Here is a 26,718-nt window from a genome sequence, read left to right as displayed (position 1 = left end):
GCCCATGGCACGCATCACCATCATCGAGACCGGAGAGGTCCCACAAAAATACCGCGAGCGCCACGGTTCATTTCCGGACATGTTCGCGCGTATGATCCGCGCCGAAGATCCGGCCGCGACAGTCGAGGTCGTCAGCATCCCCAACGGCCATGCGCTTCCCGATCCGGGCAACCTCGAGGCCGTCCTGATCACCGGCGCGGCTGCCGGCGTCTATGACGGGCTCGACTGGATCGCGCCGCTGGAAGATTTCGTGCGGACGGCCTACGCCAACAAGACTCCGATGGTCGGTGTCTGCTTCGGCCACCAGCTGATCGCGCAGGCGCTCGGCGGCACCGTGCGCAAGTCGGAGAAGGGCTGGGGCATCGGCCGGCACGTCTATCAGGTGCTGCCGGAGAACGGAGTGGTCGACGGCGAAGCGGTCGCGATCGCCGCCTCGCATCAGGATCAGGTGATCGAGCCGCCGAACGACGCGCTGACGATCCTCTCGTCCGACTTCACCCCGCATGCCGGCCTGCTCTATGCCAACGGCGCAACGCTGACCGTGCAGCCGCACCCGGAATTCGACGTGGGGTTTGCGCAAGTGTGCTGCGACCTGCGCGACGGCAAGGCGCCGGAGGAAGTCGTTGCCACGGCGCGGGCGTCGCTGGCGGAGCCGATGGACAGCGCCAAGCTCGGCGGAGCGATTACGCGGTTTCTGGCAAGGCGCGCGGCGCCTTAGTTCGCAACAATCACCACGGCGACTCTTCCCTTCTCCCCTTGCGGGAGAAGGTGGCGCGAAGCGCCGGATGAGGGGTATCTATCCGCGTGTTCGCTACTATCGAATGCTCGGATAGATACCCCTCACCCGTCTCGCCGCTACGCGGCGAGCCACCCTCTCCCGCAAGGGGAGAGGGTGAAGCAGCTCCGCTGGTGAGAATTTAGAACGGATCCGTTCCCAACCCCGGCACATCGGCCGGCCGCGGGCCCGGCGCCGCCCAGTGAAAGCGGCGGTCTTTCTCTGCAATCGCGATGTCGTTGATCGACGCCTCGCGGCGCTTCATCAGGCCGTGCTCGTCGAACTCCCACTGCTCGTTGCCGTAGGAGCGGTACCACTGCCCGCTTGCATCGTGCCATTCGTACTGGAAGCGCACCGCGATGCGGTTCTCGTCGAAGGCCCAGAGGTCCTTGATCAGGCGGTAGTCCTGCTCCTTCTCCCATTTGCGGGTGAGGAAGGCGACGATGGCCTCGCGGCCCTGAAACACTTCCGAACGGTTACGCCAGCGGCTGTCCTCGGTATAGGCGAGCGAGACCCGCACCGGATCGCGTGAATTCCAGGCGTCCTCGGCCATGCGGGCCTTTTGCGCGGCGGTCTCGCGGGTGAAGGGTGGAAACGGCGGGCGCGACATGATGGCCTCATCGGTTGATCGGACCGCGAATGTATCGTCGCAATTGGCAGAGTCGATAGGCCATCCGCTATCGAGCGATCACGAAACCAGATCGGCCTTCATCAGCTGGCGGATCGATTTCGGGATCGGCTGGGCGCGACCGCCGCTGATGAAGGCGACGCGGACCTCGGCTTTCACCAGCACATCGTCGCCGCGTCGCACCTCCTGCGCCAGCATGATGGACGCCCCCTTCACAGCAACCGGCCAGGTCACGACATCGAGCACGTCGTCCATTCGCGCGGGCTTCAAGAAGTCCAGATGCATCGAGCGCACCACGAAGGCAAAGCCCGTGCCTTCCGTCTCGGTCTGCTCGAACAGCGCCTGCTGCTCGGCCCCCATCAGCCTGAGATGATTGGTGCGTCCGCGCTCCATGTAGCGCAGGTAATTGGCGTGATAGACGATGCCGGAAAAATCCGTGTCTTCGTAGTAGACGCGGACCTGCATGTGGTGGCGGCCGTCGCGGATCTCGCCGTCGAGATGAGCTGTCACGTCGCGAGCCTCTTCGCTTGTCGGTAACCGGCTCGTTTTGCGCAAAAACGGCCGGAGGCGCAAGCGTGTTAGGACACAACCAGCCCTGACCGTCCCAGCGTCACCTCGACGATCTCAGGCGGCACGCCGAAGCGGAGCGGCATGATGCTGCAACCAAGGCCGCCGGAGACGATGAGGTCGCATTTCAGGCGGAAGTGGCCATAGGCGAGCCGCAGGCCGTTCTTGGGCGAAACCGCAGGCGACCAGCCGAGCAGGCGGACCTGGCCGCCATGGGTATGGCCGGACAGTTGCAGCGCGACGCGCGCGGGTACCAGCGGCGCGATGTTGGGCTCGTGCGCGAGCAGGATGACCGGCGCATCGTCGGTGATCTTCGCCAGCGTGGCGTTGAGATCGTCGGCGCCGAAATGCGCCATGCTCCGGAAGCGCCGCGCCGGCAGGAAGGCGAGCTGGTCGCCGAGCCCCGCGAGCCAGAACGGACGGCCATTCTTGGTCAAGCGCACGGCATCGTTCTCGTAGACGGGGATGCCGGCCGCCTCCAGCGCACGATGGGCGATGGTCGGCCCGTGCCCTGCCTGCTGCACGGTCCTGTCGTCCCAATAGTCGTGATTGCCCATGACGGCATGAACGCCGAGGGGCGCCTTCAGGCGCGCCAGCACCCTCGCCCATTCGCTCGACGGAATGAAGCGCGTGACCTGATGCAGGCCGGCGACATAGTCGCCGAGCAGCACGATGAGATCGGCGTTGAGCGCATTGGTCCGGTCGACGATGCCCTCGATACGCTCCAGCGACATCCAGGGATCGCAGGCATGGATGTCGGCGATGGCCGCAATCTTCAGCGGAAAATCCGCCGGCCACTGCCGCGGCGTGGGATGATAGCGCGTGACGCGCAGCCGCAGCACCGGCTCGACGCCGACGCCATAGGCTGCAGTCGAGACGCCGAGGGCGGACAGGCCGCCGATGGAACGAATGAGATGACGGCGCGTGATCATGGAAGCCCGATGATGATGCGACATCTTGATGATATCCGATTGGAGCGGAATTGGGGTGCGTTCGTGCAGATCGTTTGCACGAGATTAACGGAAATTCATCAAAGCCGGAACGGCGCGCGGTTCAGCAGATCACTCGTCGCTGTCATCCGTGCCGAACAGACCGAACTGCGCCGCCGCATCGCGCGAGGGTTCGGCGATGCCGAGATGACGGAAGGCGTGCGAGGTCAGCAGGCGGCCGCGCGGGGTGCGCTGCAGATAGCCGCACTGGATCAGATAGGGCTCGATGATGTCCTCGATGGCATCGCGCGGCTCCGACAAGGCCGCGGCCATGGTTTCGACGCCGACCGGGCCGCCGCCATAGTTGAGCGCGATGGTCGTGAGATAGCGGCGATCCATGGCGTCCAAGCCGGCGGCATCGACCTCGAGCGCGCTCAGCGCGTGGTCGGCGATCTTGCGGTCGATCTTGTCGGCATCGGCCGCGGAGGCGAAGTCGCGCACACGGCGGAGCAGGCGGCCGGCGATGCGCGGTGTGCCGCGGGCGCGGCGCGCGATCTCGTTGGCACCGTCCGCGCTCATGCCGACGTTGAGCACGCGCGCGCCGCGGCTGACGATGCTCTCCAATTCCTCGATCGTATAGAAATTCAGCCGCACCGGAATACCGAAGCGGTCGCGCAAGGGATTGGTGAGAAGGCCGGCGCGCGTGGTGGCGCCGACCAGGGTGAATTTCGACAGCTCGATCTTCACCGATCGCGCTGCCGGGCCCTCGCCGATGATGAGGTCGAGCTGAAAGTCCTCCATCGCGGGATAGAGCACCTCTTCCACCGCCGGGCTGAGGCGATGGATCTCGTCGATGAAGAGCACGTCGCGCTCTTCGAGATTGGTGAGGAGGGCGGCGAGATCGCCGGCCTTGGCGATCACCGGGCCTGAGGTGGCGCGAAAGCCGACGCCGAGCTCTTTCGCCACGATCTGCGCCAGCGTGGTCTTGCCGAGGCCGGGGGGACCGACGAACAGCACGTGATCCAGCGCCTCGCCGCGCTTGCGCGCGGCCTCGATGAAGATCGAGAGATTCTTGCGCGCCTGCTGCTGGCCGACGAAATCGGACAGCGATTGCGGCCGCAGCGCGGTGTCGCCGACATCGTCGCTGCGGCGCTCGGGCGAGACCATGCGGTTGGCTTTGGGGTCGCTCACTTCGCGAGCTCCTTCAGCCCGAGCCGGATCAGCTGCGCCGTCTCGGCGCCCTCACCCGCACTGCGCGAGGCCGAGGCAATCGCCGCGGCGGCTTGCGGCTGGCCGTAGCCGAGATTGATCAGCGCGGAGATCGCATCGGCCACCGGGCGCGGCGCGCGCTGGTCGTCGACGGCACCGGCAAGATGCACGACGGCGGGATCGACATTGGCAAAAGCCGGCGCCTTGTCCTTCAATTCGGTGACGATGCGCTCGGCGACCTTGGGGCCGACGCCGGGCGTGCGCGCCACCGCGGCCTTGTCGCGCAGCGCGATGGCATTGGCGAGATCGGCCGGCGACAGCGTGCCGAGCACGGCGAGCGCGACCTTGGCACCGACACCCTGCACGGTCTGCAGCAGGCGAAACCATTCGCGCTCCTGATCGGTGCGGAAGCCGAACAGTTTGATTTGATCCTCGCGGACATAGGTCTCGATCGACAGCACCGCGGCTTCGCCTGGCGAGGGCAGATGCTGCAAAGTGCGCGAGGAACAGTGCACCTGATAGCCGACGCCGCCGACGTCGAGGATGACGAAGTCCTCGCCGTAAGAATCGATCAGGCCCTTGAGCTTGCCGATCATATCCCCACCACCTTCAGCCGCAGCGCGGTGCTCTGGCGGTGATGAGCGTGGGTGATGGCGATGGCGAGCGCGTCGGCGGCGTCCGCGGACGGCGGCTCGGCCTTCGGCAGCAGGATCTTCAGCATCATCGCGATCTGTTGCTTGTCGGCGTGGCCGGCGCCGACCACGGTCTTCTTGACCTGGTTCGGCGCGTATTCGGCGACAGAAATGCCGAACATTGCGGGCGCAAGCATGGCGACGCCGCGGGCCTGTCCGAGCTTCAGCGTAGCAACGCCGTCCTTGTTGACAAAAGTCTGCTCGACCGCGGCTTCCATCGGCTGGTGGCTGGACAAGACGGAAGCGAGGCCTTCATGGATCGCAAGCAGCCGGCTCGCCAGCGGCAAATCGTCCGGCGGTTCCACCGAGCCGCAGGCGAGGTAGATCAGGCGATTGCCCTCAGCCTCGATCACACCCCAGCCGGTGCGGCGCAGGCCGGGGTCGATGCCGATGATGCGAACGGGGCCACGAATCGGAAGCGCAGTCATGGGCCAGTGATAGCGGCTGGCCGCGGGATGGGAAACAGAAACAGAACGGAAGTAACAGGGGAAGTGGGGTATCTCGGGTGAGCACCGCCGCCCACTCCACATTCCGTCGTCATACCCCGCGAAAGCGGGGTATCCAGTACGCCGCGGCTTATCCGTATCCCTCTCGCGTCTCTGGAATACTGGGTCGCCCGGTCAAGCCGGGCGACGACAGCAGAATCCGGAGCGAGGTATCAGCCGCCCATCTTCGCCATCAGCGCGTCCGACACCTCGAAATTGGCGTAGACGTTCTGGACATCGTCGTGCTCGTTGAGCAGGTCCATCAGCTTCAAGAGCTTCTCGCCGGTCTCGTCGTCGACCGTCACCGTGTTCTGCGGCTTCCAGATCAGCGCGGCCTTGCGCGGCTCGCCGAACTTGGCTTCCAGCGCCTTGGCAACGTCGCGATAGCCTTCGGTCGAGGCGTAGATCTCGTGGCCGCCCTCGCCGGACACGACGTCGTCTGCGCCGGCCTCGATCGCAGCGTCCAGCACCGCATCGTCGGAGGCGACGCTGCGGTCGTATTCGATGACGCCGGTGCGGTCGAACATGAAGGAGACCGAGCCGGTTTCGCCGAGATTGCCGCCGGACTTGGTGAAGAAGGAGCGGATGTCGGAGGCGGCGCGGTTGCGATTGTCGGTCAGCGCCTCGACGATGACGGCGACGCCGCCCGGGCCATAGCCCTCGTAGCGGATCTCGTCATAGTTCTCGCCGTCGCTGCCGAGCGCCTTCTTGATGGCGCGCTCGATATTGTCCTTCGGCATGTTCTCCTGGCGCGCAGCGATCACGGCGGCGCGCAGGCGCGGGTTCATGGCGGGGTCGGGCGTGCCCAGCTTGGCGGCGACGGTGATTTCACGCGCCAGCTTGCCGAACAGCTTCGACTTCTGGGCATCCTGCCGCCCCTTGCGGTGCATGATGTTCTTGAATTGGGAATGTCCGGCCATGCTTGGTCTCGTGAGGGAAGCGTGCGTCAAGGTGAGTGCGGGAAGCGCGGCCTTATAGGCCGCCCACCCACCGGAATCAAAGGGCTCGGCTGCTCCTGAGGTAGCCCTGTAAAGGTAGCCGCCGTAATGGCGCCTGCCTAGATGTCGGGCACCGTTAACCCTGATTTCATTCCGACTTGCGAAAATAGCGCCCGACCGTTCCCCGACAAGAGAGAGCTGATGGCGTTCGGACTATTTCGGAAGCGTCTGCCGGACACGGCCGCGCCTGCGGCAGCCCCGGAGGCTGCGCAGCCGGCGGCCCCTGCCGCACCCGCCCCGACCGCCGAAAGTGATTCGGCCCGGGAAATCCTGGAATTGCTGGAACTCGAGCTCGGCGCCATGATCCGCCAGCTCGAGCGCGCCGCCAATTCCGTCGCCGGCGGAGCCGATGCGACCGCCGCGACGCTCGCCGCCATTCGCGACCGCACCGACGCCCTGACCGGCCGGACCAACGCGGCGCAATCGACCGCCTCTACCTTCGCCCATGCCGCCGACAAGTTCACCCAATCCGCGCAAGGCATCGGCGCGCAGGTCCGCGAGGCCGGCAAGCTCGCCGACGAGGCCAGCGCCGCCGCGCAGGAAGCCCGCGCCAATGTCGACCGCCTGCGCGAATCCTCCGCCGCCATCGGCAACGTCGTCAACCTGATCGCGCAGATCGCGCGGCAAACCACGCTGCTCGCGCTCAACTCGACCATCGAGGCCGCGCGCGCGGGCGCCGCGGGAAAAGGCTTTGCCGTCGTCGCCACCGAGGTCAAGGCGCTCGCGGTGCAGACCCAGAGCGCGACGGAGGAGATCACAAAGAAGATCGACGCGCTGCAGCGCGACGCCGCCGGCTCGGCGGATGCGGTGCACCGCATCTCGCAGGCGATCGAGGCGATCCGCCCGGTGTTCGACACCGTCAACGGCGCGGTCGCCGAGCAGAACGCCACCACCAGCGAAGTCTCCGGCAATGCCGCCAGCGCCTCCGAGTTCATCATCTCGGTCGGCGAGAGCGCGGCCGAGATCGACGCGGCGACCAAGGCTGCCGAGACCCATGGCGAGAGCGTCGCCAGCGCCGGCAAGGCCGTCACCACCTTCGCCCAGAAGCTGAAATCACGCTGTGCCGTGCTGCTGCGCCAGAGCGAGCACGACGACCGCCGCAGGACCGAGCGGCTGCCCTGCCATCTCAAATTCGAGACCGCGCGCGGCGTGATGCCGGTCTATGAAATCGCGATGGAGGGCGTGCTGATCGGCGGCGCGGACGCAAGCCGGCTCGCGACGCAAGCCACGGTCGAAGGCAGCCTAGAGGACATCGGCGCCTGCCGCCTGCGCGTGGTCGAGCAATCCAAGGCCGGCGCCCGCGCGCAATTCGTCGGCGCCACCGCCGCGCTCAACGAGAAGATCGAGGACAAGCTCTGGTCGATCCATGAGGAGAACACCGAGCTCGTCACCCGTGCCATGGAAGCAGGCAATACGCTGACGAAGATATTCGAGCAGGCGGTTGCGCGCGGCGAGGTCAAGATCGAGGACCTCTTCGACACCGACTACGTGGAGATTGCCGGCACCAACCCGCAGCAATACCGCACCAAATATCTCGACTGGGCCGACCGCGCCCTGCCGCCGTTCCAGGAAGCCTTCCTGGCGAGGGAGTCGCGGATGGCGTTCTGCGCCATGGTCGACCGCAACGGCTTTTTGCCGGTGCACAACAAGATCTATTCGCATCCGCAGCGGCCGGGCGACGTCGCCTGGAATACGGCCAACAGCCGCAACCGGCGCATCTTCAACGATCCGGCGGGGTTAGCTGCCGCACGCAACCTGCGATCGTACTTGGTCCAGAGCTATGCGCGCGACATGGGCAACGGCAACACGGTGATGATGCGCGAGATCGACGTCCCGATCCGCGTGCAGGGCCGGCACTGGGGCGGCTTCCGCACGGCTTACAAGCTGTAGCACCCCGCGTGCACTCCTGGGCAAGACGCCGGGTGCGAATCATCCTCTAAGGTCGGAGCTAGGAATCGGAATGCCGCCAAGGAGCCGATCAACGGCTCCGACTGGAGAGAGCCCGTACATGTCCTTTGCCCAACTTGCCGTGTTGGACACTGCGTCCAACCGGACGCTCGCCGAACGCCTGATCGACCAGCTCGCCGACCGCATCGGCGGTCTCGGCGTCGAGCTCGCCGATATCGCCGGCAACGTCCAGGAAGTCGCCAACCGCGTCGCGAGCCAGTCGGAACGGTTTCACCATCTGCAGAAGACGGCCGAGACGATGGTCTCGGCCAACCACGACATCGCCAACGCCTCGCAGGCGGTGCAAAGCACGACGTCGGCTGCAGTCGGCGAGATCGCGCAGTCGCGCGGCGCGGTCGACACCGCGGTCAGCCACATCTCCGAGCTCGTCGCCGCGGTGGAGCGGATCGAGGCCCGCCTCAGCGCCGTCGGCGCGGCGCTGGCGCAAGTTGCGAAGGTCTCCGGCTCGATCGAGGCGATCGCGAAGCAGACCAATCTGCTTGCGCTCAACGCCACCATCGAGGCGGCGCGCGCCGGCACTGCCGGCCGCGGCTTCGCGGTGGTCGCAAGCGAAGTCAAGAACCTCGCGGAGGCCACGCGCCAGGCCACGCATGAGATCTCCGACACCGTGCGCGATCTCGACGGCCAGATCGAAGGCCTGATCGGCGAGAGCAGCGACGCCTCGCAGCGCGCCAAGACCGCCGGCGAAGGCGCGCAAGCGATCTCCGGCATCATCTCGCGGGTCCAGCAGGGCTTCGCCTCCGTCGAAGCCGAGATCGACTGCGTCGCGCGCGCGGCAACCTCCAACCTCGGCCATTGCGACACCGTGATCAGCGAGCTCAACGAGCTCGCCAAGGGCGTCGACCTCTCCTCGCGCGACCTTCGAAGCGCCGACGAGCGCGTGGCGAAGCTGCTCGACACCTCCGAAGGCCTGATCGCGCTGATTGCCGACAGCGGCGTCGAGACATCGGATGCGCCGCTGATCCGCGTCGTCATCGACACCGCGAAGCGGATCTCCGCCGAGTTCGAAGCTGCGATCGACCGCGGCGAGATCACGCTCGACCAGCTCATGGACGAGAATTACCGCGAGATCCCCGGCACCAATCCAAAGCAGTACAACACCGCCTACGTCGACTTCACCGATCGCATGCTGCCCGCGATCCAGGACCCGATCCAGACATCCGACCCGCGCATCGTGTTCTGCGTCGCCTGGGCCAAAGGCGGGTACCTGCCGACCCACAATCCGAACTACCGCCTGCCGCAGGGCAAGGACCCGGTCTGGAACAACGCCAATTGCCGCAACCGCCGCCTGTTCACCGACCGCGCGGTGAAGAAGGTCGCGGCCAACACAAAACCCTTCCTGCTCCAGACCTATCGCCGCGACATGGGCGGTGGGCAGTTCGTGCTGATGAAGGACCTGTCCTCGCCGATCATGATCCGCGGCAAGCACTGGGGCGCCTTCCGGATGGGCTTTCGGCAGGGCTGACGCCGACGCTCCGGCGTCCTTAAAACAAAAAGCTCGAAAACAACCCCATGCACAGTAGCCGGGGTGTGCGGAATCAATGGCTTATGCCGGCAGGCCATGGCGCGCGTTGACTCGTCGGGCAAAACAGGGGTAGAATGCTATTATTCCGAAATTGTGATGCGATTCTCCCCGCCGCCTGCCGAGCACAAAAGCCGACAGCACTGGTGCGGCGGCCGACGTTGCCGTAGAAATGCCGCCGCGCATTCGCGCGAACCCGAACACAGCAAGCTGGCTTTTCGATGTCCTGTCCACCCGCCCAAATCGGCGCGCCGTTTTCCGAGATCGATACACCGGCGCTGATCATCGACCTCGACGCCTTCGAGCGCAATCTCGACACCATGGCGGCGGCAGTGGGCAAGCTCGGCGTTCGCTTGCGTCCGCATGCGAAGACCCACAAATCACCGATCATAGCGGCCAAGCAGATCGCGCGCGGCGCAATTGGCATGTGCTGCCAGAAGGTCGCCGAGGCCGAGATCCTGGTTGCGGGCGGGGTGAGCGACGTGCTCGTCAGCAATGAGGTGGTGGGCCTGCGGAAGCTGGAACGGCTCGCAGGCCTCGCGCGCCACGCACGCATCAGCGTTTGCGTCGACGATGCGATTATGGTCGAGCAACTATCGCACGCCGCGGAGCGGGCAGGATCGCAAATCGAAGTCCTGGTCGAAATCGACGTCGGCGCCGGTCGCTGCGGTGTCAGGCCGGGACCGGCGGCGGCCACCCTGGCGCGGCAGGTGGCGGCTTCACGCTTCCTGTCGTTCGGCGGCCTGCAGGCCTATCACGGCTCTGCCCAGCATTTGCGCACGCCGGAGGAGCGGCGCGCTGCCATCGCCGGTGCCGCGAACGCGACCGCGGAGACACTGCGCGTCCTCAAGGACGCGGGCTTTCACTGCCGGACGATTGGAGGTGCGGGAACCGGCACATTCGAGCTCGAAGGCGCGAGCGGCATCTGGAACGAATTGCAGGCGGGCTCCTATATCTTCATGGACGCCGACTACGCCAAGAACCTCGCGGACGGGGCACGCAACGCCAATCCGTTCGAGCATGCGCTGTTCGTGATCGCGACGGTGATGAGCACCGCCGCCGGCGAACACTCGGTCATCGATGCCGGCCACAAGGCCCTTTCGAACGACAGCGGATTTCCGGTCGTGCTGGGCCGGCCCGACCTGCGCTATCATCGGCCCTCCGACGAGCATGGCTTGCTCGATTTCGTCAGCGCTTCGTCGCGACTGGCGATCGGCGACAAGGTGACGCTGATCCCCGGCCATTGCGACCCGACCGTCAATCTCTACGACTGGTATGTCGGCGTGCGCGGCTTCAACACGCCGGATGCCCGCGTGGAGGCACTCTGGCCAGTCGCGGCGCGGGGCGCGGTCACCTGAGATTGACGCGTGATTGCGCGCGACGATCTCCGCCGTCGCCACGGACAAGCGAAGCGCAGATCCGAGACCCATACGCCACAGCATCGGTTTGGCGAAGACGCGGAGTGACAAGCTTTGCGAAGCAACTACGCGCTTGGGGTTATGGGTTCTGGCCCCTCGTTCGCAATTGCGGACCAAGGCGTACACTCATATTTCGGGACTGCCCGTTTCCGAGGACGAGCAGACGTGGCCTGCCCAGCTGGGAACGTCTGCAAATGACCCAAAGCCGACCTGTGTGGGACCCTTATCCTAATTCGTTTTTCGCCGTTTCCATGTAGCGATCAGATACGCGGAAAGACCCAAAATCACGGCCCACAGTATGATCCGAATTGGCTTCGATTCGCCGCTGTCGACGAGGCCGTATAGCGTCAGGAGGAAGTAAACGACTGCGCATCCTAGAAGGGTCCATTTCAACGCGCCTCTCGACATTCCAGAACCCCATCACCCCCCGGGCCGCCCAGTTGACTATCTCCTTCATACCATAGCGAGGTCTGGTTGTGGCCCTCAACTGAGCGCTCGCGCGGCATGGTCGACGATGGCGCCACTTGACCCGAAGCGGACTTCGCAACGCAGTGGTGCTATGAAAAATCCATGACCCGAGAAGCCACCCTGCGACGACGCCTTGCCCTTGGTCTTCCTGACCTCACAGCAGAGGTCTACCTCTATCCAACTGGTGCAGGAGGGAGGAAGTCACCTGTCGGGCTGGGGTGGGGGTGTCCCTGCAGCAGCACGAACAAAGCTCCAGTCGACGGTTGGGACGGCTATCTGCTGCTCAAAAGCGAAATGATGCCGGGCGAACGGCGAACGCTTGGCTTCGTCTTTCTATCAGGCGCGGAGGCGACTTCGGCACTCACGGCGAACGACAAGTTTTATCTTTGGGAGGCCGGCGTTATCGGAGAAGCCAACATCATTCGATAGGGTGGTTCACGTCGCCGATTGGCCCATTGCGACAATCTCGACCCAGCGCCTTGTTGTCGGCCATGACCCAACTTTCAAACCGAAAAGGACTCCAGTTGTTTCCTGATCCCACTATCAAATGGCGGCCCTACCCTTCGATAATCGATGGCATCGAACGCCCACCTTTTGTTTTCGATCAAGGCCTTTGGCGTGGCGTTCTCTATCTCGTCGTGGTGGCACCGAACCCCGGCCTTCGCGCTTACGGCATCGAAATGTCCTGCGAGATCTATTCGGGCATCGAAGAAATGATCTATTCGATCGCCGATCACGGGGACAAAACAACTGGCCGTTACGACGGCGGAGTCTACATTAAAGAAGCTGAGAACTCGGCATTGCTGAAAGCCTACGCTGCGACCGATCCGGTCGGTCGGAAGCCGCGGCACTTCTCCTTTGTCGGAAGCGACTACTGCTACGAAGTGCTTGGTTTCTCCGAACCGATCATACGAGCGTTTAGCAGCCCCGAAGAGGCATATGCTTGGGGACCTTCTAGGTCCGAGGAGAAAGTAAACTAGGTCAGTAGCAACGCAGAGCCAGCACTTCCGCTTCTGGCCCATCGCTTCCATTAGGACGTAGCCGCGAGCTGTCTGGAGTCGGGGTAAACCGGAAGCGCTCGACCGCTGGTCAAACGGCGCTCATGACCCATTGCGGACCTGAGACGGCTAACTAATTGATAGGCCATGACCAACTCAAGGCGGGTGCTGCGGGAGCTTTGCAGGTGAAGGCTTATTTCGTCCTCGACATCACTGTGCATGACTACGGGCGGTTCAAAACGTATATTGACGCAATCCCCGCGATCATTGCGAGACATCACGGCAAGTATATCGTTCAGGGCGTCGAGCCAACGCTGCTCGAAGGCGAATGGAGGCATGAGAGACTTGTAGTAATCGAGTTTCCTAGTCGTGTAGATGCCGAAGCGTTGTTGAACGATCCTGAGGCGCAGCAACTTTTCGCAATTCGTCATGCCACGACGACCGGCCGTCTGCTTCTCGCTGATGGGTGCACCTAGTCAGTGGCGTCCGCAAATGGCCCAAGAAGGACACTGCCGGGTACTCGCTATAATTTGAACTCTATTATTCATGCGGGCGAAAGCGTGCTTAGCTATTGTGGTTGTAGGGCAAATAAGGCGCTTCGTCCCATGTCGAAATGGCTTGTTGTACTTGTCGCTCTCCTCGCGGCAACGGCCTACATCCCTCAGGTCCGCCACGGGGTGATCAACTGGCTTAAGAGGCACCCTGCGCTCATTGGACCAGCTCTGACCGTCGCCGGAATAGTAGCAGTCTTGTATCTGTTCATCGACCCTACCACGGTCCTGTTCTTGGCGGTTGTCGCTGTCGTCTCCTGTCTCGCTGCATTTTTGGACCCAAGAACCTATTCAAGCCGATGAGACCCTCGTACGAACGGCAGCTCGCGGACTTTGAAGCTGCATATGGCGAATTGCTTCTCTCGGCTTTGCAAGTGTGCGCCAAGGGAGAATGGGGTCTCTTCGGCTCATATGAACGGGTCGGCTTGCGCAACTCGGCAAGGGAGCAGCTGCTTGAATTGGGCTCGAGAATCGAGCGCCTGCGCGACAAATGCGGTATGGAGCCCTTCGCGCTTCATGCACGGTTCCTTCAGATGGGCACTCGCCATTCAAACACTCCGGGTGAGCCGAAACTGGCTCAGAGGTGGTTGGACGAGCTGACGTAAGCATCCTCACGGCTACAATCCTGTGTGGGCCATAGCATCTCTTGGAGTTCTGCTTGTGGCCCAAAGCGGATGCCCCTTGGTTGCCCGTCGATGTCCGCTGCTGAGGGCAAAGTTGATATAATCGTTTGGGGACGACACCGTGTGATCTGGCTTCGCGCTTCAACTCAACCAGAACTTCGGCGTTGTCGGCTCCAGCCTTCCACCGACGCGCACCGGGGCGACCTTCAGCGCGAGCCCCGTTGCGTCATCCGTCTCCACGGCGACGCCGCTGAGCGTCGCGGCGCCTGCGGCGGGCTCGAAGCGGCTCGACGGAATTCCTGATGTGAACCGGCGCAGCGGTTCTTCCTTCTGCATGCCGATGATGGAATCGTAATCGCCGGTCATGCCGGCGTCGGTCATGTAGGCGGTGCCGCCTGCGAGGATCTGGTGGTCGGCGGTCGGCACATGGGTGTGCGTGCCGACGACGAGGCTGGCGCGGCCGTCGCAGAAGAAGCCGATGCCCTGCTTCTCGCTGCTCGCCTCGCAATGGAAGTCGACGACGATGGCGTCGGCGGCCACACCGAGCGGACAGGCCCCCAACTCGCGCTCGAGCGCGGCGAATGGATCGTCGAACGGGGTCATGAAGACGCGGCCCAGCGCGTTGACGACGAGGGCGTGCTTGCCGTTCTTGGTTTCGACTAGAGCGGCGCCGCGGCCGGGCGTGCCGCGCGGATAGTTGGCGGGGCGCACGAGGCGGTCGGCGCGCTCGATGAAGACGAGGGCCTCGCGCTGGTCCCAGGAGTGATTGCCGAGCGTCACCGCATCGGCGCCGGCCTCGAGAAACTCCTGGTAGATCGCTTCCGTGATGCCGAAGCCGCCGGCCGAATTCTCGCCGTTGACGACGACGAGATCGAGCGACCAGTCCTTGACCATGCCGGGCAGATATTCGGAGACGGCCTCGCGCCCGCTACGGCCGACGACATCACCCACGAAGAGAATGCGCAACTTCAGAACTCCGGAAATCGAACACGTCCGATTCCGTTAGCACATAATCCAGCGCCACGTCGTGGGATAGTGCCGGAACCGCCTCGATCTCCTGCGCTGCAAACGCAAGGCCGATGCCGACGATGTGCTTGGCTTTGCGCAAATGCGCGAAGGTGAAATCGTAATGGCCCGCGCCATAACCGATGCGATGGCCGAGGCGGTCGAAGGCGGCGAGCGGCGTCAGCATGATGTCGGGGATCACTTCGGCGGCGGCCGGCGACGGCTCGGGAATGCCGAGCGGGCCGAGCATCAGGCGGTCGTTCGGATGGAAGAGACGGAAGATCAGCGACTGGCCGCGCGCGGTGACGCAGGGCAGCGCCAGCCTGGCGCCCTCTTCCGCGAGCTTCGTGAGCAGCGGCATCGGATCGATCTCGCTGCGGATCGGCGAATAGCCGGAGACGATGCTGCCCGGCAGCAGCGTGAACGGCAGCCCGCGCTTGGCGAGCTTTGCGGCGGCAGTGGCGCGCTTCTTCTCGCTCAGCGCATCGCGCTTGGCGAGGGCCTTGGCTCGGAGCTCGGCTTTGGAGTTCGACATGCGCTTTGGTCCCCCACGTCATCACCCGCCTTGTGCGCCCTTGCGCACTGGTGCGGGTGATCCAGTATTCCAGAGGCAGTGGTGATTCACACAAAGGCCGCGGCGTACTGGATGCCCCGCCTGCGCGGGGCATGACACCTACTGATTTGCCGCAGTCATTTCGACAGGCACGAATCGACAGGCAACCAAGCAAACAAAAGTGCGAAGCCGCGGACGCCGTTGAAGCACTCGATCCCGGAGTTCCCTACGAAAGTAGGTGGGCACCATATGTCCGAGCCCACGGGCCCGGCCAGGGACAGTTCCCTAAAGGATCGATAAGGCCCCGGGGATATATGGCTCCTGACGCACGTCGCAGCCTCGCGGAGGCAATGTAACAACGATACTGACGAATCGCCAGTGCAACGAGCGGGGCGCTTTCTTACCCTCCCCTGGAGGGGTCCGGGACGAGCGAAGCTCGCCCGTGGGTCGGCTCACATGGAGCGCAGCGAAATGTGAGACGGGGTGAGGTGACGGTCTCTCCACTCGAACAGTGCCCGTGCGGAGAGATCACCCCACCCCGCTCGCGCTGCGCGCGATCGACCCTCCCCCTCCAGGGGAGGGTAAGGCGCGCGGCCCCGTCGAGCCTAACAATTTGGTCGAGTCTTCCGAAGAGCTTCAGCCGATCGCGATGCCGTTGCCTACCGTCCGGTTCAGCACCTGCGTCGACTTTTCGATGCGCTCGGCGGCGGCATTGAGCGCGTTCACCACCGCGGTCTGCGTCATGCGGGCGCGCTCGACGGCGGCGTTGCGGAAATCCCTGAGCTCGGTCAATTCCTGCTCGAGGGTGCGGACGCGGTTGGTGGTGTCGATCAGTTCGTCGCAGACGGTCAGCGCGGCCATCACGGTGAGCCGCGCATCGCCGATCTCGCCGAATTTTCCGCGCAGCGACTGGATACGCGTCTCCAGCGTTTCGGCGAGCTTGAGCAGCCGCACCTCCTGGCCCTCCTCGCAGGCCATGCGGTATTGCCGGCCATTGATGGTGACGTTGATGTGGCTCATCCGTCCTCTCCGGTATCGAGCACCGAGCGTATCGTGACGATCGCGGAATCCAGCCGGTCGGAGATCTCGCGATTGGTGCGCTCGAGCTTGCGTGCCTTCACCAGCGCACCGTCGAGCTCGTCGGCAAGACGCGAGCGATCCGCGCCGAGCGCCTGGATTCGCGCCGCAAGCTCGTTCTCGTCGCGATCGGCGTCGCGCCGCCGCTCCACCGCACTTTCGAGCGCGTCGAGCGCCGCCATCAGTCTGCGGGTCGCAATCTCGATCTCGACGGCGGAAGACTCCGTCATGGCGGAACTGTTGGATACGCGATCGTTCATGCAGCTAGCGGCGGAACCTGGCGGCCTTTGCCCAGTGGCCTTTCCCTGGAGCTTGCCGTCCGGCAAAAGACTCGGTTCGGCAAGCGGTTAGAAGCAGAAATTTACGTGGCAAGCTAGCCAAGCGCAACGCCGCCGCAAAACTATGCACCGATCTATCGGGATGACCGTGATGATCCGTCCATTCCGCCCGGCGCGATCCGAGCGGAAACCGATGTCCACACGGGCAACTTTTGCGGCCAAACCGGCGTTTGATTGCCTTGGACTCCCGGAACCGAGGTGCTATCCCAGCCCGACCTTCAGTGGCCGCCAGGCTCCTCCCCGCGCGGGCAACCATCGCCAAGCGCCTCTTTTCAGACGGATTTTCAGACATGACGCAGGTCGATCACACCCGTATGGCCAACGCGATCCGCGGCCTTTCGATGGACGCTGTCGAGAAGGCGAAATCGGGCCATCCCGGCCTGCCGATGGGCGCCGCCGACATCGCCACCGTGCTGTTCACGCAGTTCCTGAAATTCGATGCCACAGCGCCCGCCTGGCCGGACCGCGACCGCTTCGTGCTCTCGGCCGGACACGGCTCGATGCTGCTCTATTCGCTGCTGTATCTCACCGGCAATGCCGAGATGACGCTGGACCAGATCAAGCAGTTCCGCCAGGTCGACTCGCTGACCCCCGGCCATCCCGAGAACTTCCGCACCAACGGCATCGAGACCACGACGGGCCCGCTCGGCCAGGGCATCTCGACGGCGGTCGGCATGGCGCTGGCCGAGAAGATGCTGGCGGCCGAGTTCGGCAAGAAGATCGTCGACCACCACACCTATGTGCTCGCCTCCGACGGCGACCTGATGGAAGGCGTATCGCAGGAAGCGATCGCGATGGCCGGGCACTGGAAGCTCAACAAGCTGATCGTGCTCTACGACGACAACGGCATCTCGATCGACGGCCCGACCTCGATCGCCGATTCCGTCGACCAGGTGAAGCGCTTCAAGTCGGCGGGCTGGGCTGCCGAGAAGATCGACGGCCAGGACCAGGCCGCGATCGCCGACGCCATCACGCGCGCGAAGAAATCCAGCAAGCCGACGCTGATCGCCTGCCGCACCACGATCGGCTTCGGCGCGCCGAACAAGGCCGGCACCTCCAAGGTGCACGGCGAGGCGCTCGGGGCCGACGAGCTCAAGGCCGCCAAGGAAAATCTCGGCATCGCGCTCGAGCCGTTCGCGGTCGCCGACGACGTGCTGAAGGCCTGGCGGGCGGCCGGCAGCCGCGGCGCGGCGGCGCGTCAGGAGTGGGAGACACGGCTCGGTGAGCTCGGCAGCCGCAAGCGGGCCGAGTTCGAGCGCCGCCTGCGTCATGAGCGTCCGGCTTCGCTGGCAAAGGCCGTGCGCGCTTACAAGAAGGAGCTGCTGGAAAAGCCGATGATTGCGGCTACCCGCAAATCCTCGGAAGCCGTGATCGAAGTCATCGCCGGCGCCATGCCGATGGAATTCCTCGCCGGCTCGGCCGACCTCACCGGCTCCAACAACAACAAGGCGAAGTCCGCGACCGCCTTCTCGGCCAAGACGCCGAAGGGCCGCTTCATCCATTACGGCATCCGCGAGCACGGCATGGCCGCCGCGATGAACGGCATTTTCCTGCATGGCGGCTTCGCGCCGAACGGCGCGACCTTCCTGGTGTTCACCGATTACGCGCGGCCTGCAATGCGCCTTGCCGCCTTGATGGGCTCCGGCGTCGTTTACGTCATGACCCATGACTCGATCGGCCTCGGCGAAGACGGCCCGACCCATCAGCCGGTCGAGCATCTCGCTGCGCTCAGAGCCATTCCCAACATGCGCGTGTTCCGTCCCTGCGATGCGATGGAAGTCGCCGAGTGCTGGGAGCTCGCGCTCAACCGCGTCGACGGCCCGACCGTGCTGGCGCTCACGCGGCAGAACCTGCCGCAGCTGCGGACCACCGCACCGAACGATAACCCTTGCGCGGCCGGTGCCTATGAACTGGTCGCCGCTCAGGGCGAAGCCAAGGCGACGCTGTTCGCCTCCGGCTCCGAGGTCGAGATCGCGGTCGCGGCCCAGAAGCAGCTGGCGGAACGCGGCGTCGCCTCGCGCGTTGTCTCCGTTCCCTCGCTCGAGCTGTTGTTAGCGCAACCAGAGGCGAAACGCGCCACCATCATCGGCAACGCGCCGGTGAAGATTGCGATCGAGGCTGCGGTGCGCTGGGGCTGGGATGCCGTGATCGGCCAGGATGGCGAATTCATCGGCATGCATTCGTTCGGCGAAAGCGGCCCCGCAAAGGAGCTTTACAAGCATTTCGGCATTACCGCCGAGGCCGCGGTTAACGCTGTGCTGAAGCGCGTTTCCTGAGAGTTGAGCTTGCCGCAAAAAAGGACTACCTAATCTCCCATATGATCAAGCACCGCCCGGCCGAACCGGGCGTCCGCCCCTAAAAAACCCTCGCAGGCGCGTATAGCGCGTTGTGCGGGATGACAACGGTCATTGAAGGAGACGAAACATGGTAGTCCGCGTCGGAATTAACGGTTTTGGCCGCATCGGCCGCAACGTCCTGCGGGCTATCGCCGAGTCAGGCCGCAAGGATATCGAGGTCGTCGGCATCAACGACCTCGGCCCGGTCGAGACCAACGCCCATCTCCTCCGCTTCGACAGCGTCCATGGCCGCTTCCCCGGCACCGTCACCGTCGATGGCGATTCCATCAGCCTCGGCAACGGCAAGATCAAGGTGACCGCCGAGCGCGATCCCTCGAAGCTGCCCTGGAAGGATCTCGGCGTCGACATCGCGCTGGAATGCACCGGCATCTTCACCTCGAAGGACAAGGCTAGCGCGCATCTGACCGCCGGCGCCAAGCGCGTGCTGGTTTCCGCGCCCGCCGACGGCGCCGACGCCACCATCGTCTACGGCGTCAACCACGACACGCTGACCAAGGATCATCTGGTCGTCTCCAACGGAAGCTGCACCACCAACTGCCTCGCGCCGGTCGCCAAGGTGCTGAATGATCTCGTCGGCATCGAGACCGGCTTCATGACCACGATCCACGCCTATACCGGCGACCAGCCGACGCTGGACACGCTGCACAAGGATCTCTACCGCGGCCGCGCCGCTGCGATGTCGATGATCCCGACCTCGACCGGTGCGGCGAAAGCGATCGGCCTCGTGCTGCCCGAGCTGAAGGGCAAGCTCGACGGCGTCGCGATCCGCGTGCCGACCCCGAACGTCTCGGTCGTCGACCTCAAGATCGTCGCCAAGCGCGCTACCGACGCCAAGGAAGTCAACGCGGCGATGAAGCGCGCCAGCGAGCAGCAGCTCAAGGGCATCCTCGGCTACACCAGCGCGCCCAACGTCTCGATCGACTTCAACCACGACCCGCACTCCTCGACCTTCCACGAGGACCAGACCAAGGTGCAGAACGGCACGCTGGTGCGCGTGATGTCCTGGTACGACAACGAGTGGGGCTTCTCGAACCGCATGGCGGACACCGCCGTCGCGCTGGCGAAGGTGATCTGATCGGGGTCTCGTGTCCCGGCTGCGGTGCAGCGCGCAAGCGCTGCTCCGCAAAGCCGGGACCCATTCAACCGCGGGACTCGCTGTCATGTGGGTCCCGGTTCTGCAGCGCATCGCTCCGCTGCTATCGCAGCGCCCGGGACAAGAGAGATGACCAACAAATTCCGTACCCTCGACGACGTCGACGTGAAGGGCAAGCGCGTGCTGCTGCGCGTCGACCTCAACGTGCCCATGGAGAACGGGCGCGTCACCGACGCCACCCGGCTGGAGCGCGTTGCGCCGACCATCACCGAGATCGCGGACAAGGGCGGCAAGGTCATCCTGCTCGCGCATTTCGGCCGGCCGAAGGGGCGCGATGCCAAGGACTCGCTGAGGCCCGTCGCCGAGGCGCTGGCGAAGGAGGTGAAGAAGCCCGTTGCGTTTGCCGAGGATTGCATCGGCGAGCCCGCGGCCAAGGCGGTTGCCGACCTGAAGGACGGCGACATCCTGTGTCTGGAAAACACCCGCTTCCACAAAGAGGAAGAAAAGAACGATCCCGGCTTCGTCGCGGAGCTCGCTAAGCTCGGCGACATCTGGGTCAATGACGCGTTCTCGGCCGCGCACCGCGCCCACGCCTCGACCGAAGGCCTCGGCCACAAGCTGCCGGCCTATGCCGGCCGCACCATGCAGGCCGAGCTGGACGCGCTGGAGAAGGCGCTGGGCTCGCCGACCAAGCCTGTCATCGCCATCATCGGCGGCGCCAAGGTCTCGACCAAGATCGACCTCTTGGAAAACCTCGTGACCAAGGTCGACGCGCTCGTGATCGGCGGCGGCATGGCCAACACCTTCCTGCACGCGCAGGGCGTTGCGGTCGGCAAGTCGCTGGCCGAGAAGGATCTCGCACCGACCGCGCTGCGCATCATGGAGAAGGCTGAAGCCGCCAATTGCGCCATCATCCTCCCTGTCGACGCCACCGTCGCCTACCACTTCGCCGCCAACGCGCCGTCGCATGCCTATGGGCTCGACGCGATCCCGACCGACGGCATGATCCTCGACGTCGGCCCGCAATCGATTGCGCGCGTCCACGCCGCGATCGACGATGCGGCGACGCTGGTCTGGAACGGACCGCTGGGCGCGTTCGAGATGCAGCCGTTCGACCGCGGCACGGTCGCGGCCGCCAAGCACGCCGCCGAGCGCACCAAGGCCAAGAAGCTGATCTCGATCGCGGGCGGCGGCGACACCGTCGCCGCGCTCAACCAGGCCCATGTGGCCGGTGACTTCACCTATGTGTCGACCGCCGGTGGCGCGTTCCTTGAATGGATGGAAGGCAAGCCCCTGCCCGGCGTTGAAGTTCTGCGTAGCAAGTAATCAAGCGGCCCTTGCAGGCCCCAACGGGAGACAAAGACAGATGGCTCGGATCACGTTACGTCAATTGCTCGACCACGCGGCGGAGAACGATTACGGCGTACCGGCCTTCAACATCAACAATATGGAGCAGGCGCTGGCGATCATGGACGCGGCCAACCAGGTCGATGCGCCCGTCATCATCCAGGCCTCGCGCGGTGCGCGCTCCTACGCCAACGACGTCATGCTCAAGCACATGATGGACGCGGTGACCGAAATCTATCCGCACATTCCGGTCTGCGTGCATCTCGACCACGGCAACGAGCCCGCGACCTGCATGACCGCGATCCAGGCCGGCTTCACCTCCGTCATGATGGACGGCTCGCTCAAGGCCGACGGCAAGACCCCCGGCGACTGGGGCTACAATGTCGGCGTCACCAAGACCGTGACCGACATGGCCCATCTCGGCGGCATCTCGGTCGAGGGTGAGCTCGGGGTGCTCGGCTCGCTCGAAACCGGAATGGGCGACAAGGAAGACGGTCACGGCGCCGAAGGCAAGCTCAGCCACGACCAGCTGCTGACCAATCCGGACGAGGCCGTGAAGTTCGTGCAGGAGACCAAGGTCGACGCGCTCGCGATCGCGATGGGCACCTCGCACGGTGCTTACAAATTCACCCGCAAGCCCGACGGCGACATTCTCGCCATGAACGTGATCGAGGAGATCCACCGCAAGCTGCCGAACACGCATCTCGTCATGCACGGCTCCTCTTCGGTGCCGCAGGACCTGCAGGACATCATCAACGCCTATGGCGGCAAGATGAAGCCGACCTGGGGCGTGCCGGTGGCCGAGATCCAGCGCGGCATCAAGAACGGCGTGCGCAAGATCAACATCGACACCGACAACCGCATGGCCATGACCGGCCAGATCCGCAAAGTGCTGAAGGACAACCCGGAAGAGTTCGATCCGCGCAAGTACCTGAAGCCGGCGATGGAGGCGATGACCAAGCTGTGCAAGCAGCGCCTGCAGGAGTTCAACACCGCAGGCCAGGCCTCCAAGATCAAGAAGGTGCTGACCACCGCCGAGATGGCCAAGCGCTACGCCAAGGGCGAGCTGGACCCCCGCGTCGCGTAAGCGATCGCGAGGTGGCGTAAACCAGTGCACCTCTCTCCGTCATTCCGGGGCGCCGCAGCGCGGCGAGCCCGGAATCCATAACCACAGCCTGGGGTTATGGATTCCGGGCCTGCGCCTTCCGGGGCATCCCGGAATGACAGTCTTTTTGTGGCACGACATTCCCTCCCCCCTTTACCCTGCGACGAACGATAACTCGGCAATTGCCCGAGAACGGTCTATTTTCACGGGCAAGGGCAGAATCGTTTTGGGAGGACCTCTCGATGAATCTGACTGAGCTCAACAGAATCGCGACCGCCATGGTCGCGCCGGGCAAGGGCATCCTTGCCGCCGACGAATCCTCCGGCACCATCAAGAAGCGCTTTGACGCCATCGGCGTGGAATCGACGGAAGAGAACCGCCGCGACTATCGCGAGATGCTGTTTCGCTCCAAGGACGCCATGAGCCAATACATCTCGGGCGTGATCCTCTATGACGAGACGATCTGGCAGAATGCCAAGGACGGCACGCCGCTGGTCAAGCTGATCGAGCAGGCTGGCGCCATTCCCGGCATCAAGGTCGACGAAGGCACGCAAGGCTTACCGATGTGCCCGGGTGAGCTCGTCACCGTCGGGCTCGACAAGCTCGCCGAGCGCCTGAAGAAATATCACGAGCGCGGCGCGCGCTTCGCCAAATGGCGCGCGGTGATCGACATCGGCAGCGGCATTCCCTCGATGACCGCGATTAGCGTCAACGCCCACGCGCTGGCGCGCTATGCCGCGCTGTGCCAGGCCGCGCAGATCGTGCCGATCGTCGAGCCTGAGGTGCTGATGGACGGCGACCACGACATCGACCGCTGCTATGACGTCACCCAGCGCGTGCTCAACAAGACGTTTCAGGAATTGCGCGTGCAGCGCGTCGCGCTCGAAGGCATGGTGCTGAAGCCGAACATGGCGATCTCTGGCAAGAAATGCGCAAAGCAGGCCTCCGTCGAGGAGGTCGCGGAGAAGACGATCCGGCTACTGAAGGCCTGCGTGCCGGCGGCGGTGCCAGGCATCGCCTTCCTCTCCGGCGGCCAGTCGGACGAGGAGGCAACCGCGCATCTCAACGCCATGCACAAGCTCGGTCCGCTGCCCTGGGACCTGACCTTCTCCTATGGCCGCGCGCTGCAGGCCGCGCCGCAGAAGGCCTGGGCCGGGAGGCCTGAGAACGTCGCGGCCGGCCAGCGCGCCTTCAGCCATCGCGCGCGCATGAACGGCCTCGCCTCCAAGGGCGAATGGCAAAGCAGCCTGGAACAGAAGGCAGCCTAGACCTTGTCGAACAAACCGCTTCCGCCGCGCCCGGCGCCGCGTCTCTATCTCGCGACGCCCGTCGTCGATGATCCCGCGACGCTGGTCGCCGCGCTGCCCGAGCTGATCGCGTCCGCCGACGTCGCCGCCGTGCTGCTGCGGCTGAAGGAAACCGATCAGCGCAGCATGACCTCGCGCGTCAAGGCATTGGCGCCGCCGGTGCAGAAGGCGGGCGCGGCGCTCCTCGTCGACGGCCACCCCGATATCGTCGCCCGCGGCGGCGCCGACGGCGCGCACCTGCCCGGCATCGCCGCGCTGAAGGAGGCGCTGCCGTCGCTCAAGCCAGATCGCATCGCCGGTGTCGGCGGGCTGACGACGCGGCACCATTCCATGGATGCGGGCGAGATGGGCGCGGATTACGTGCTGTTCGGCGAGCCCGATGCGAAAGGCCAGCGTCCCTCGGCGCAGGCGATCGCCGAGCGGCTGGACTGGTGGGCCGAGCTGTTCGAGCCGCCCTGCGTCGGCTTCGCCATTTCGCTGGACGAGGCCCACGATTTCGCCCTTAGCGGCGCCGATTTCGTGCTGGTCGGCGACTTCATCTGGGCCGATCCGCGCGGGCCCAAGGCCGCGCTGATCGAGGTCGACGCCGCGATCAAGAAGGCCCATGCGACGGCGCTGGCCGGCCAAGATCCTGCGAGCCAAGATCCTGCGAGCCAAGATCCTGCGCGCCAGGAGCACGGCTAGCGCCCGACATGAAGCTCCCGTGCATCACCATGCTGGCCACGCTGCTGCTGACCGTCCCTGCGGCCGCGCAGCTGCAGATCACCCCGCCGGCGACGACGCCGAGCGCACCGGCAGAGAAGCAGAAGCCGAAGCCGCCCGCGCCGGCCAAGAAGAAGGAGGCCGCGCCGGCGCCGAAGCCCTCTTCATCTCCAAAGCCGTCCGCCTCGCCCAAGCCGGCAACCGTGATCCCCGCGCCGCCGTCCGACGATCCCAACGTCGATCTGGTGTTCGGCGCCTATCAGCGCGGCCAGTACAAGACGGCGTTCGAGCTCGCCACCGCGCGGGCGCAAGGGGGCGATGCCAAGGCGATGACCATGCTCGGCGAGCTCTATTCCAACGCCATGGGCATAAGGCGCGATTACGCGAAAGCGGCCGAATGGTACAAGCGCGCCGCCGATTCCGGCGATCGCGAGGCGATGTTCGCGCTCGCCATGCTGCGCATTTCCGGCCGCGGCGGCCCGGTCGACAAAAACGAGGCAGTCAAGCTGATGGCCTCCGCCGCCAAGCTCGGCGAGCCCAAGGCGGCCTATAACCTCGCTCTGCTCTATCTGGACGGCCAGACGCTGCCGCAGGACATCAGGCGTTCGGCGGAGCTGCTGCGCCAGGCCGCCGATGCAGGCCTGCCCGAAGCGCAATACGCGCTCGCGACCTTCTACAAGGAAGGCACCGGCGTGCCGAAGGACCCCGAGCGCGCGGTGCGGCTGCTGCAGGCCGCCTCGCTCGCCGACAATGTCGATGCCGAGGTCGAATACGCCATCGCGATGTTCAACGGCACCGGCACGCCGAAGAACCAGCCGGCCGCCGTCGCCCTGCTCCGCAAGGCCTCCCGCCAGGGCAGCGCGATCGCGCAGAACCGCCTCGCATGGGTGCTGATCAACGGCGTGGGCACGCCCGTGGACAAGATCGAGGGCTTCAAATGGCACCTGGTGGCCAAGACATCAGGCAAGGGCGACCCCGAGCTCGACAAGCAGCTCTCGGATCTGCCGGCCGATGACCGCGCCAAGGCCGAGGCCGCCGCCAGGAAGTGGCTCGGGTCCAAATGACTTGACGCGGGGCCCCTCACGGGGCACCCAGTCCCCCAAACAGGCGTGTTTCCGCGCCCCTCTCCCCGATCAAGACCAGAAGCACATGCTGTATTCCGCCACTATCAACGTCATGGTCAAGGCGGCGCGCCGCGCCGGCCGCAGCCTCAAGCGCGATCTCGGCGAGATCGAGCATCTCCAGGTCTCGCTGAAGGGGCCGGCCAATTTCGTCTCGCTCGCCGACAAGCGCGCCGAGGAGATCCTCTACCAGGACCTCGCCAAGGCCCGGCCCGGCTACGGCTTCATCGGCGAGGAAGGGGGACAGCGCGAGGGCACCGACAAGAGCCACACCTGGATCGTCGATCCCTTGGACGGCACCACCAACTTCCTGCACGGCATCCCGCAATTCGCCATCTCGATCGGCCTCGCCCGCGAAGGCACCGTGATCGCCGGCGTGATCTACAACCCCGCCAATGACGAGCTCTACATCGCCGAGCGCGGCAAGGGCGCCTTCCTCAACGACCAGCGCCTGCGCGTCGCCGGCCGCCGCCAGCTGAGCGAATGCGTGGTCGCCTGCGGCCTGCCCCATATCGGCCGCGGCGATCACGAGGAATTCCGCCGCGAGATGACCGCGATCCAGGACCGCGTCGCCGGCCTGCGCCGCTTCGGCGCCGCCTCGCTCGATCTCGCCTTCGTCGCCGCCGGCCGCCTCGACGGCTATTGGGAGCGCGATTTGCAATCCTGGGACATCGCCGCCGGTATGCTGATGGTGCGCGAAGCGGGGGGAACGGTGAGCGATATCGCCACGCCGGGCGACCCGCTGGTCACGGGGCACGTCGTGTGCGGCAATGAGTACGTGCACGGGGAGTTGGTGAGGATCTTGCGGAAGCCGGCGTAAGGCGGAAGCTCGCTCACGTACTCCGCTGTCATCACCCGCGAAAGCGGGTGATCCAGTATTCC

General features: G+C 65.0%; 26 protein-coding genes and 1 other RNA gene. 15 read left to right on the top strand and 12 right to left on the bottom strand.

All coding sequences use genetic code 11. From position 1 onward, the window contains the following. The first annotated feature begins 4 nt into the window (after positions 1–4). Positions 5–718, top strand: a complete 714-nt coding sequence (locus tag ACNJYA_RS06505; protein WP_172784829.1) for a type 1 glutamine amidotransferase — start codon at positions 5–7, stop codon at positions 716–718. Positions 719–917: 199 nt separating this feature from the next. Here the strand turns inward: ACNJYA_RS06505 and ACNJYA_RS06500 are convergent, their stop codons facing one another. The 7 genes from ACNJYA_RS06500 to ACNJYA_RS06470 all read right to left on the bottom strand — a co-directional run bounded on the left by ACNJYA_RS06500 (position 918) and on the right by ACNJYA_RS06470 (position 6,205). Next, positions 918–1,385, bottom strand: a complete 468-nt coding sequence (locus ACNJYA_RS06500) for a DUF1348 family protein (protein WP_439402251.1) — start codon at positions 1,383–1,385, stop codon at positions 918–920. A gap of 78 nt (positions 1,386–1,463) precedes the next feature. Next, a complete protein-coding gene (gene ybgC / locus ACNJYA_RS06495; protein ID WP_172784831.1) occupies positions 1,464–1,913 on the bottom strand; it encodes a tol-pal system-associated acyl-CoA thioesterase in 450 nt (149 codons plus the stop codon). A 68-nt stretch (positions 1,914–1,981) separates the two neighbouring features. Next, on the bottom strand, positions 1,982–2,902 hold the full coding sequence (locus tag ACNJYA_RS06490; protein ID WP_439403387.1) for a metallophosphoesterase: 921 nt from the start codon (positions 2,900–2,902) through the stop codon (positions 1,982–1,984). 129 nt (positions 2,903–3,031) lie between these two features. Further along, complete coding sequence (gene ruvB / locus ACNJYA_RS06485; protein WP_439403386.1) at positions 3,032–4,066, bottom strand: Holliday junction branch migration DNA helicase RuvB; 1,035 nt, start codon at positions 4,064–4,066, stop codon at positions 3,032–3,034. Between the two features lie 20 nt (positions 4,067–4,086). Further along, on the bottom strand, positions 4,087–4,704 hold the full coding sequence (gene ruvA / locus ACNJYA_RS06480; protein ID WP_260382083.1) for a Holliday junction branch migration protein RuvA: 618 nt from the start codon (positions 4,702–4,704) through the stop codon (positions 4,087–4,089). Beyond that, complete coding sequence (ruvC, locus tag ACNJYA_RS06475) at positions 4,701–5,228, bottom strand: crossover junction endodeoxyribonuclease RuvC (protein WP_260382082.1); 528 nt, start codon at positions 5,226–5,228, stop codon at positions 4,701–4,703. The genes ruvA and ruvC overlap by 4 nt, the downstream gene beginning before the upstream one ends. Before the next feature lie 230 nt (positions 5,229–5,458). Further along, on the bottom strand, positions 5,459–6,205 hold the full coding sequence (locus ACNJYA_RS06470) for a YebC/PmpR family DNA-binding transcriptional regulator (protein ID WP_439402250.1): 747 nt from the start codon (positions 6,203–6,205) through the stop codon (positions 5,459–5,461). A 219-nt stretch (positions 6,206–6,424) separates the two neighbouring features. On the opposite strand from ACNJYA_RS06470, the gene ACNJYA_RS06465 reads away from it, so the two are divergent. The 6 genes from ACNJYA_RS06465 (at position 6,425) to ACNJYA_RS06440 (ending at position 13,133) form a co-directional block, all read left to right on the top strand. Beyond that, positions 6,425–8,173 carry a methyl-accepting chemotaxis protein gene (locus tag ACNJYA_RS06465; RefSeq protein WP_439402249.1) on the top strand — a complete coding sequence of 583 codons (1,749 nt, stop codon included), beginning with the start codon at positions 6,425–6,427 and terminating at the stop codon, positions 8,171–8,173. 118 nt (positions 8,174–8,291) lie between these two features. Continuing rightward, positions 8,292–9,716 carry a methyl-accepting chemotaxis protein gene (locus ACNJYA_RS06460; protein WP_439402248.1) on the top strand — a complete coding sequence of 475 codons (1,425 nt, stop codon included), beginning with the start codon at positions 8,292–8,294 and terminating at the stop codon, positions 9,714–9,716. Between the two features lie 278 nt (positions 9,717–9,994). Continuing rightward, a complete protein-coding gene (locus ACNJYA_RS06455) occupies positions 9,995–11,131 on the top strand; it encodes a DSD1 family PLP-dependent enzyme (RefSeq protein ID WP_439402247.1) in 1,137 nt (378 codons plus the stop codon). Positions 11,132–11,761: 630 nt separating this feature from the next. Further along, the gene (locus ACNJYA_RS06450; RefSeq protein ID WP_439402246.1) at positions 11,762–12,088 is read left to right on the top strand and encodes a hypothetical protein; all 327 of its coding nucleotides are present in this window, start codon (positions 11,762–11,764) and stop codon (positions 12,086–12,088) included. A 62-nt stretch (positions 12,089–12,150) separates the two neighbouring features. Then, a complete protein-coding gene (locus ACNJYA_RS06445; protein WP_439402245.1) occupies positions 12,151–12,639 on the top strand; it encodes a hypothetical protein in 489 nt (162 codons plus the stop codon). A gap of 203 nt (positions 12,640–12,842) precedes the next feature. After that, positions 12,843–13,133: a DUF1330 domain-containing protein gene (locus ACNJYA_RS06440; protein WP_439402244.1), complete on the top strand. Its 291-nt coding sequence runs from the start codon at positions 12,843–12,845 to the stop codon at positions 13,131–13,133. A gap of 839 nt (positions 13,134–13,972) precedes the next feature. Here the strand turns inward: ACNJYA_RS06440 and ACNJYA_RS06435 are convergent. The 5 genes from ACNJYA_RS06435 to ACNJYA_RS06415 all read right to left on the bottom strand — a co-directional run bounded on the left by ACNJYA_RS06435 (position 13,973) and on the right by ACNJYA_RS06415 (position 16,726). Beyond that, complete coding sequence (locus tag ACNJYA_RS06435) at positions 13,973–14,797, bottom strand: TIGR00282 family metallophosphoesterase (protein ID WP_172784838.1); 825 nt, start codon at positions 14,795–14,797, stop codon at positions 13,973–13,975. Further along, on the bottom strand, positions 14,775–15,371 hold the full coding sequence (locus tag ACNJYA_RS06430; RefSeq protein ID WP_439402243.1) for a 5-formyltetrahydrofolate cyclo-ligase: 597 nt from the start codon (positions 15,369–15,371) through the stop codon (positions 14,775–14,777). The genes ACNJYA_RS06435 and ACNJYA_RS06430 overlap by 23 nt, the downstream gene beginning before the upstream one ends. 200 nt (positions 15,372–15,571) lie before the next feature. Then, a non-coding RNA gene (gene ssrS / locus ACNJYA_RS06425) (6S RNA) lies at positions 15,572–15,732 on the bottom strand. A gap of 293 nt (positions 15,733–16,025) precedes the next feature. Beyond that, positions 16,026–16,409: a cell division protein ZapA gene (locus ACNJYA_RS06420; RefSeq protein WP_035998340.1), complete on the bottom strand. Its 384-nt coding sequence runs from the start codon at positions 16,407–16,409 to the stop codon at positions 16,026–16,028. Then, positions 16,406–16,726, bottom strand: a complete 321-nt coding sequence (locus tag ACNJYA_RS06415; protein WP_020608063.1) for a DUF4164 domain-containing protein — start codon at positions 16,724–16,726, stop codon at positions 16,406–16,408. The genes ACNJYA_RS06420 and ACNJYA_RS06415 overlap by 4 nt, the downstream gene beginning before the upstream one ends. Positions 16,727–17,094: 368 nt before the next feature. Here ACNJYA_RS06415 and tkt point away from each other — a divergent pair, with 368 nt between their 5' ends. The 8 genes from tkt to ACNJYA_RS06375 all read left to right on the top strand — a co-directional run bounded on the left by tkt (position 17,095) and on the right by ACNJYA_RS06375 (position 26,656). Next, positions 17,095–19,080, top strand: a complete 1,986-nt coding sequence (gene tkt, locus ACNJYA_RS06410) for a transketolase (protein WP_439402242.1) — start codon at positions 17,095–17,097, stop codon at positions 19,078–19,080. Positions 19,081–19,228: 148 nt separating this feature from the next. Beyond that, positions 19,229–20,236: a type I glyceraldehyde-3-phosphate dehydrogenase gene (gene gap / locus ACNJYA_RS06405; RefSeq protein WP_439365707.1), complete on the top strand. Its 1,008-nt coding sequence runs from the start codon at positions 19,229–19,231 to the stop codon at positions 20,234–20,236. Between the two features lie 147 nt (positions 20,237–20,383). Then, complete coding sequence (locus ACNJYA_RS06400; protein ID WP_439365706.1) at positions 20,384–21,580, top strand: phosphoglycerate kinase; 1,197 nt, start codon at positions 20,384–20,386, stop codon at positions 21,578–21,580. A gap of 40 nt (positions 21,581–21,620) precedes the next feature. Then, positions 21,621–22,688: a class II fructose-bisphosphate aldolase gene (gene fba / locus ACNJYA_RS06395; RefSeq protein WP_035998315.1), complete on the top strand. Its 1,068-nt coding sequence runs from the start codon at positions 21,621–21,623 to the stop codon at positions 22,686–22,688. 260 nt (positions 22,689–22,948) lie between these two features. Further along, a complete protein-coding gene (locus ACNJYA_RS06390; RefSeq protein WP_439402241.1) occupies positions 22,949–23,974 on the top strand; it encodes a class I fructose-bisphosphate aldolase in 1,026 nt (341 codons plus the stop codon). Between the two features lie 3 nt (positions 23,975–23,977). After that, complete coding sequence (locus ACNJYA_RS06385; protein WP_439402240.1) at positions 23,978–24,697, top strand: thiamine phosphate synthase; 720 nt, start codon at positions 23,978–23,980, stop codon at positions 24,695–24,697. An 8-nt stretch (positions 24,698–24,705) separates the two neighbouring features. After that, positions 24,706–25,779 (top strand): tetratricopeptide repeat protein, encoded by a 1,074-nt coding sequence (locus ACNJYA_RS06380; protein WP_439402239.1) that lies wholly within the window; start codon positions 24,706–24,708, stop codon positions 25,777–25,779. Between the two features lie 85 nt (positions 25,780–25,864). Beyond that, the gene (locus tag ACNJYA_RS06375; RefSeq protein WP_439402238.1) at positions 25,865–26,656 is read left to right on the top strand and encodes an inositol monophosphatase family protein; all 792 of its coding nucleotides are present in this window, start codon (positions 25,865–25,867) and stop codon (positions 26,654–26,656) included. Positions 26,657–26,718 lie beyond the last annotated feature (62 nt).

Origin of the sequence: Bradyrhizobium sp. BLXBL-01, from assembly GCF_051853025.1 — a bacterium.
Lineage (GTDB): Bacteria > Pseudomonadota > Alphaproteobacteria > Rhizobiales > Xanthobacteraceae > Bradyrhizobium.
Note: the sequence above shows the minus strand (reverse complement) of the source record. Positions and strands in the feature narration are given on the sequence as shown.

Coding starts and splice junctions, on each gene's coding strand:
- ACNJYA_RS06460 (WP_439402248.1), top strand. CDS start 8,292: ATGTCCTTTGCCCAACTTGCCGTGTTGGACACTGCGTCCAACCGGACG.
- ruvB (WP_439403386.1), bottom strand. CDS start 4,066: ATGGTCTCGCCCGAGCGCCGCAGCGACGATGTCGGCGACACCGCGCTG.
- ACNJYA_RS06470 (WP_439402250.1), bottom strand. CDS start 6,205: ATGGCCGGACATTCCCAATTCAAGAACATCATGCACCGCAAGGGGCGG.
- tkt (WP_439402242.1), top strand. CDS start 17,095: ATGACGCAGGTCGATCACACCCGTATGGCCAACGCGATCCGCGGCCTT.
- ACNJYA_RS06430 (WP_439402243.1), bottom strand. CDS start 15,371: ATGTCGAACTCCAAAGCCGAGCTCCGAGCCAAGGCCCTCGCCAAGCGC.
- ACNJYA_RS06375 (WP_439402238.1), top strand. CDS start 25,865: ATGCTGTATTCCGCCACTATCAACGTCATGGTCAAGGCGGCGCGCCGC.
- ACNJYA_RS06490 (WP_439403387.1), bottom strand. CDS start 2,902: ATGATCACGCGCCGTCATCTCATTCGTTCCATCGGCGGCCTGTCCGCC.
- ACNJYA_RS06500 (WP_439402251.1), bottom strand. CDS start 1,385: ATGTCGCGCCCGCCGTTTCCACCCTTCACCCGCGAGACCGCCGCGCAA.
- ACNJYA_RS06455 (WP_439402247.1), top strand. CDS start 9,995: ATGTCCTGTCCACCCGCCCAAATCGGCGCGCCGTTTTCCGAGATCGAT.
- ACNJYA_RS06450 (WP_439402246.1), top strand. CDS start 11,762: ATGACCCGAGAAGCCACCCTGCGACGACGCCTTGCCCTTGGTCTTCCT.
- ACNJYA_RS06400 (WP_439365706.1), top strand. CDS start 20,384: ATGACCAACAAATTCCGTACCCTCGACGACGTCGACGTGAAGGGCAAG.
- ACNJYA_RS06415 (WP_020608063.1), bottom strand. CDS start 16,726: ATGAACGATCGCGTATCCAACAGTTCCGCCATGACGGAGTCTTCCGCC.
- ACNJYA_RS06445 (WP_439402245.1), top strand. CDS start 12,151: ATGACCCAACTTTCAAACCGAAAAGGACTCCAGTTGTTTCCTGATCCC.
- ACNJYA_RS06420 (WP_035998340.1), bottom strand. CDS start 16,409: ATGAGCCACATCAACGTCACCATCAATGGCCGGCAATACCGCATGGCC.
- ACNJYA_RS06380 (WP_439402239.1), top strand. CDS start 24,706: ATGAAGCTCCCGTGCATCACCATGCTGGCCACGCTGCTGCTGACCGTC.
- ACNJYA_RS06390 (WP_439402241.1), top strand. CDS start 22,949: ATGAATCTGACTGAGCTCAACAGAATCGCGACCGCCATGGTCGCGCCG.
- ACNJYA_RS06505 (WP_172784829.1), top strand. CDS start 5: ATGGCACGCATCACCATCATCGAGACCGGAGAGGTCCCACAAAAATAC.
- ACNJYA_RS06465 (WP_439402249.1), top strand. CDS start 6,425: ATGGCGTTCGGACTATTTCGGAAGCGTCTGCCGGACACGGCCGCGCCT.
- ruvA (WP_260382083.1), bottom strand. CDS start 4,704: ATGATCGGCAAGCTCAAGGGCCTGATCGATTCTTACGGCGAGGACTTC.
- gap (WP_439365707.1), top strand. CDS start 19,229: ATGGTAGTCCGCGTCGGAATTAACGGTTTTGGCCGCATCGGCCGCAAC.
- fba (WP_035998315.1), top strand. CDS start 21,621: ATGGCTCGGATCACGTTACGTCAATTGCTCGACCACGCGGCGGAGAAC.
- ruvC (WP_260382082.1), bottom strand. CDS start 5,228: ATGACTGCGCTTCCGATTCGTGGCCCCGTTCGCATCATCGGCATCGAC.